Here is a 6,591-nt window from a genome sequence, read left to right on the forward strand (position 1 = left end):
CTAAAGCTGTAGCTGGTAAATCTACAGTGGATGATGATGTACTGGATAACCTCGAAGAAGTTCTGGTACTAAAGCTGTAGCTGGTAAATCTACAGTGGATGATGATGTACTGGATAACCTCGAAGAAGTTCTGGTAACCTCTGATGTTGGTGTAACCACCACATTAAAGATTATCGATCGCATACAGAAACGTGTAGCAAAGGACAAATACTTATCTACCTCCGAACTAAACAATCTGCTGCGTGATGAAATTCAACTGTTACTTGCAGAAAATAACAGCAACGATTTCAGAAGTTTTGAATACGGTAACCACAAGCCATACGTTATTATGGTAGTTGGTGTAAATGGCGTGGGCAAAACCACAACAATAGGGAAACTGGCACATAAACTTAAAGCAGAAAATCTTAAAGTTGTTTTAGGTGCTGCCGATACTTTTAGAGCCGCAGCGGTTGAGCAGATTAAACTTTGGGGTGAGCGTGTGGGCGTTCGTGTGGTAGCACAGGCAATGGGATCTGATCCTGCTTCTGTAGCTTTCGACACATTGCAGTCGGCCGTTGCTAATGGCGAAGATGTTGTAATTATTGATACTGCCGGACGTTTGCACAACAAGGTTGGTTTAATGAACGAACTTGGTAAAATTAAAAATGTGATGCAAAAGGTAGTCCCTGGAGCACCGCACGAAATATTATTGGTACTTGACGGATCTACAGGACAAAATGCTTTTGAACAGTGCAAGCAATTTACTGAAGCAACCGATGTAAATGCCTTAGCTATTACTAAACTTGACGGCACTGCTAAAGGTGGCGTTGTTATCGGAATCTCAGATCAATTTAAAATACCCGTAAAATACATAGGCGTTGGCGAAAGCATGAACGACCTGCAATTGTTTGATAAAAAAGCATTTGTTGATAGCTTGTTTAAATAGCACACTCACTGACTTACAAAACATGAATACAAAAACTTCCACAAAAATAATCCCCGTTAAAAAACCAAAGATCAACGTAATTACACTGGGCTGCTCCAAAAATACTTACGATTCTGAGGTTCTAATGGGTCAATTGCGCGGAAACAGTTTAGATGTTGTTCATGAGTCTAATCAGATTGGCAAAAATGATATTGTGGTAATCAATACCTGTGGTTTTATAGATAATGCAAAGCAAGAATCCATAGACACCATATTACAATACAGCCAGCTAAAAGATGAAGGAAAAGTTGGTAAAGTAATTGTAACCGGATGCTTATCTGAGCGTTACAAACCTGAATTAGAGGCGGAAATTACTAACGTTGATGCCTACTTTGGCACCAACGATTTAAATAACTTACTGCACTCCTTAGGTGCAAATTATAAGCATGAGCTAATAGGCGAACGCCTGTTAACTACTCCTTCTCATTACGCTTATTTTAAGATTGCAGAAGGCTGTAACAGACCTTGCTCTTTCTGTGCCATTCCGCTGATGCGTGGTAAACACGTATCCCGTGATATGGAAGAATTGGTGAATGAAGCTAAGATATTAGCTGCCAACGGAACCAAGGAACTTATTCTAATTGCACAAGACCTTACCTATTATGGCCTTGACATTTATGGAAAACGTAACCTTGATGAGTTATTGCGCAGACTATCTGACGTGAAAGGAATTGAGTGGATCAGGTTGCAATACGCCTACCCTTCTGGCTTCCCTATGGAAATTCTTGATGCCATGAATGAGCGCGAGAATATTTGCAAATATTTAGACATGCCTCTGCAGCACATCACAGATAACATGCTAAAATCTATGCGCCGTGGTATTACCAAGCAAAAAACCATCGACATTGTGAATCAGATTAGAGATAAAGTACCGAACATCGCTATGCGTACTACTTTAATTTGTGGATACCCAGGAGAAACTGAGCAGGATTTTGAAGAAATGCTTAGCTGGGTAGAAGAAACCCGTTTCGACAGATTAGGATGTTTCACTTATTCGCATGAGGAAAAAACCCATGCACATAATCTAGTTGATGATGTTCCTGAAGAAGTAAAACAAGCACGTGTGGATGCGATTATGGAATTACAACAAGGTATTTCTTTTGACATAAACCAGGATAAAGTAGGTAAAACCTATAAAGTTTTGGTTGACAGAAAAGAAGGTGATTTCTTTATTGGCCGTACTGAATTTGACTCTCCGGAGGTTGACAACGAAGTTTTAATTGATGCTGCAACAGGTTATGCAGCCAATGGAACCTTTGTAAATGTTAAGATTGATCGTGCTGAGGATTTCGATCTATATGGACAGATTGTAAAATAAAGGCTTCATATTTAGATTTATAGTTTATTAGCTTAAATTCGTGGCAATGCAAGCTAAATACATCTCTTATCAGGAAACTAATGCGTTCTCTTCTACCGTACTAGACTACATCGGAAAAAATGAGAAGCTKAGCCCTTTTTACAAGTATGAACCGGATTTTACTGGCTTTACCAAGGCTATTGCTGAACGAAATTTTAGTGCCGACAGAGCTATTCTGGTTAGCACTTTACAAAAACAATATTCATCAATTCATGTTTCGTCATTAGTAAAAGCCAACATTGAGCTGTTAGCCGATAAGAAAACTTTTACTGTTACGACAGGCCATCAGCTAAATATATTTACCGGACCTCTATATTTTATCTACAAGATAGTAACGGCAATAAACCTTGCCAGTGATTTAAAACAACAATTTCCTGATTACAATTTTGTTCCCGTTTATTGGATGGCCACAGAAGATCATGATTTTGAAGAGATCAATCATGTTAAGGTTGAGGACAAAATGATTACCTGGAATAAAAAAGCTGCCGGCGCTACAGGAAGACTAGACACCTCTGACATCGCAGAAGCTCTTGCTGCTTATAAAGGATATCTTGGGATAAGCGAAAATGGTATTAAGTTTTCTAAGATAGTTGATCATGCTTATACTAAAAACAAAAAGTTAAGTGACGCTACCCGTGAACTGGTAGATGCTCTTTTTGGCAAGTATGGTCTGGTTTGCGTAGATGCCGATGACCATAATCTTAAAAGCGAGTTTGCTGAGATTATCTATAAAGATATTACCGAAGAAAATAGCTTTAAGCATATCAGCAAAACCAATGCTAAGTTAGAAACCCTCGGTTACAAAGCTCAGGTTAACCCAAGAGAGATCAATTTCTTTTATATGATTGATGGTTTAAGGGAACGTATTATTGAAGAAAAAGGTCGTTACAAAGTGATGAACTCTTCTATTGATTTTACTAAAGAGGAATTGCAAGAAGAAATAAATTCATACCCCGAAAGATTTAGCCCTAATGTGATAATGAGACCTGTTTACCAGGAAGTGATTCTACCTAATATAGCCTATATTGGCGGTGGGGCGGAAGTTACTTACTGGCTGCAATTAAAAGCAAACTTTGACCATTATAAAATAGATTTCCCTGTATTGATATTGCGTAATTCAGCTATGCTTATCGACAAAAGAAGCGAAACCAGAATGGAAGTATTGGGGATTAGTCACAGGAATTTATTTAATGAACCAGAAGCGCTAAAGAACGAGTGGGTTAAATCTCACGTTAACCTTCAGTTCTCTCTTGATAACGAAGAACGATCTATAAGAGCTGTTTTTGATCAAATAAAGCTTAATGCTTATAAAATAGACAAAAGCCTTTCTCAATCTGCAGATGCAGCAAAAACAAAGGCTTTAAAACTAATCTCTACACTGGAGAAAAAGATGTTAAGAGCCGAAAAGCGAAAGCATGTTACTTCATTCTCTCAAATAGATAATCTTAAAGAAAAACTATTCCCTTCGGGTGTGCTACAGGAGAGGGTACTTAATATTGCACCAATGATTGTGCTTTACGGTGATGATTTTATTGATTCATTGATCACCCATTTCAAACCCTTAGACCATCAGTTTACAGTTCTTTTTGCTTAAAAAATCAGATGACCTTTTACACTTTTACAGAAACCAAATTACGCCAGTTTACAGAGAATGTATTTTTAAAAATGGGATGCCCGTTAACCGATGCTCAGTTGGCGGCAGATGTATTATTAAAATCTGATTTAAGAGGTATTGATTCACATGGTGTAGCACGTTTAAGCGGCTATGTCCGTTTGTGGGAAAAGCAGCGGATAAATGCGAATCCGGTAATAAAAATTGTTCATGAAACTCCTACAACCGCCACGGTTGATGGCGATGGTGGTTTAGGTTTAGTGGTTGCTCCTTTTGCAATGAAAGTTGCAATTGAAAAAGCGCGGATTTATGGTAGCGGGTGGGTAGCTGTCAAAAATTCAAATCATTTTGGTATTGCCGGTTATCATTCGTTAATGGCAGTTGAAGAGGAAATGATTGGTATTAGCATGACTAATGCGAGTCCGCTTGTTGCGCCTACTTATGCCAATGAACGGTTGCTAGGCACCAATCCTATGTGTTATGCTTTTCCGGCAGGTAAATATCCTCCTGTTATAGTTGATATGGCAACTGCCGCAGCTGCAAATGGAAAACTGGAGATTGCTCAAAGAGCAAATCAACCTATTCCCGAAGGATGGGTACAAGATGCCTCAGGCAATACTTCAACAAACCCGCATCAATTAAAAGAAGGTGGTTCATTACTGCCTCTTGGTAGCGACAAAGATCATGGAAGCCACAAAGGTTATGGTTTAAGTGCTACTGTGGATATTTTATCGGCAGTATTGTCTGGCGCAAATTACGGCCCCTGGGTACCGCCATTTGTTGCTTTTCTAGAGCCCCCTGCTGACCCTGTTGGAGAAGGTATAGGACATTTTCTTGGTGCAATGAGAGTTGATGGCTTTAGGCCGGCGCAGGATTTTAAAGACCATCTTGACAATTGGATTGAACGCTTTAAAAGTGCTAAAACTGTTGATCCGGATAAAAAGGTAATTATTCCGGGAGAACCGGAATTTGCTTATGAGCAAGAGCGTAGAATTAATGGTATCCCGTTAATTGACGTGGTTGTTAATGATTTGAACGAACTCGCGAAAAAATTAGAAATAGAGGGGCTATAAAGCCCCTTTAAAAGAAAATGCTAATGCTGGTAGATCTTTCTGGATATTTTTTGGCAACCATACTTTTACAGTAGTTCCCTTGTTTTCCCATTTAAGTTTCTGACCGGTTTGAATTAGTTGAACTGCCGTTCCTTTAGCAGGTATGTTTCCATTCCAAACTACATATTCAGGAGTTTTATCTTTAAGGCAAGTTAATGCATACTTGGTTTTTCCGTCCTTACTTTGGGTAAACCAGGTGTCACCATCATGATATTCCTTAGTGATTCTTGTATCATAAATAGCCTTTCCATTTATATTTAGCCATTTACCTATGTTTTCAAGTCTTGATATTGCATCCTGAGGAATAGTTCCATCCGCTTTCGGACCAATTCCCAGCAACAGACTGCCTCCTTTTGCCACCACCTCAATTAAAGTATGAATTACCTGGGTGGCAGACTTATACTGATCGTTAGGAACAAAGCCCCATGCACCGCCTAAGGTCATACAGCTTTCCCATGGGTTTGCTAACTGTGTTTTTGGCACGCTTTGTTCGGGTGTTTGATAGTTCTCATAAGGCCCATGAACGGTTCTATCTACCATTAATAAACCTGGCTGTGCTTTACGTGCCATAGTGGCAATTTTAGGCATATCAATGTCCTGACTCCATTCAGGAATTTTCATTCCCCATGCAAGTACTTCTTCATTAACGGTTTCTAATGGTCTAACCCATCCACCATCTAACCATAGAATATCAACTGAACCATAATTATGCATCAACTCACTGATCTGGTTAAATGTCTGTTTTTTAAACATGCTCCATCTCCATGGATTTTTTCTGATATCGTAGTTATTGTTTCTATCCGCGGTTGCATATTTTGGCCACCAATAGTATTCAGAATGCCAATCGGGTTTTGAAAAGTAAGCCCCAATCATAAAGCCTTGTTTGCGAAAAGCATCGAATACATATTTTGCAACATCAGCTTTAGGATTATCCTTAAATGGTCCGGCAGAGATCTTAAAATCTGACTCTTTAGTATCAAACATATTGAAGCCATCATGGTGCTTGGTTGTAAATACCAGGTAACGCATGCCTGCATCTTTACCTGCCTTTGCCCATTGTTCTGGATTAAATTTAACAGGGTTAAAATCCTTACTTAAACCCCAGTACCATTTTTTATAATCTTCGTAGTTACTCGTGCTATCTCTTGAGATCCAATCTTCTGAACAAATAGACCATGATTCAATAATGCCTGGAACGGCATATAGCCCCCAATGAATAATCATTCCGAATTTTTGATCCTGCCATTTGTCTAGTTTTTGGCTAACCAGAGGATCTTTAGGCCATTCGTATACAGTTGACTGTTGATGTACACCGTTATCCTGGGCTTTGGATGTGCCAAAAAGTGCGACTAAACCTATTATTATAATACTTTTTTTCATGCACCCTAAAAGTAAAGAAATCCCCATCGATTGCCAACCTTGATTTAATATTAATTATATAAAAAAAGAGGGCCCCTAAATGGATGGGCACTGAAAAAGTGGCTCGAAAATAACCGAGAGAAATAAAATTATGAAATAATTGAATTTGACCCTCTCAGGGTCGGCT

4 protein-coding genes and 1 pseudogene are annotated in these 6,591 nt (G+C 38.9%); 4 read left to right on the forward strand and 1 reads right to left on the reverse strand.

The annotated features are described in order from the left end of the window. Positions 1 to 67: 67 nt before the first annotated feature. The 4 genes and pseudogenes from ftsY to AC1DG9_RS22280 form a co-directional block, all read left to right on the forward strand. Positions 68 to 925 (forward strand): annotated as a pseudogene (gene ftsY / locus AC1DG9_RS22265) (signal recognition particle-docking protein FtsY); the annotation flags it as partial. A 22-nt stretch (positions 926 to 947) separates the two neighbouring features. Continuing rightward, positions 948 to 2,282, forward strand: a complete 1,335-nt coding sequence (gene rimO / locus AC1DG9_RS22270) for a 30S ribosomal protein S12 methylthiotransferase RimO (RefSeq protein WP_048903765.1) — start codon at positions 948 to 950, stop codon at positions 2,280 to 2,282. A 46-nt stretch (positions 2,283 to 2,328) separates the two neighbouring features. After that, positions 2,329 to 3,915 carry a bacillithiol biosynthesis cysteine-adding enzyme BshC gene (bshC, locus tag AC1DG9_RS22275; RefSeq protein WP_337717474.1) on the forward strand — a complete coding sequence of 529 codons (1,587 nt, stop codon included), beginning with the start codon at positions 2,329 to 2,331 and terminating at the stop codon, positions 3,913 to 3,915. Between the two features lie 8 nt (positions 3,916 to 3,923). Beyond that, positions 3,924 to 5,006, forward strand: coding sequence for an Ldh family oxidoreductase (locus tag AC1DG9_RS22280; protein ID WP_172659054.1), 1,083 nt, complete (start codon positions 3,924 to 3,926; stop codon positions 5,004 to 5,006). On the opposite strand, the gene AC1DG9_RS22285 is transcribed toward AC1DG9_RS22280, so the two are convergent. Further along, a complete protein-coding gene (locus AC1DG9_RS22285; RefSeq protein ID WP_337717472.1) occupies positions 5,001 to 6,425 on the reverse strand; it encodes an alpha-L-fucosidase in 1,425 nt (474 codons plus the stop codon). The genes AC1DG9_RS22280 and AC1DG9_RS22285 overlap by 6 nt on opposite strands. Between the last annotated feature and the right edge of the window lie 166 nt (positions 6,426 to 6,591).

This window comes from Pedobacter sp. 05L430 (genome assembly GCF_056397585.1).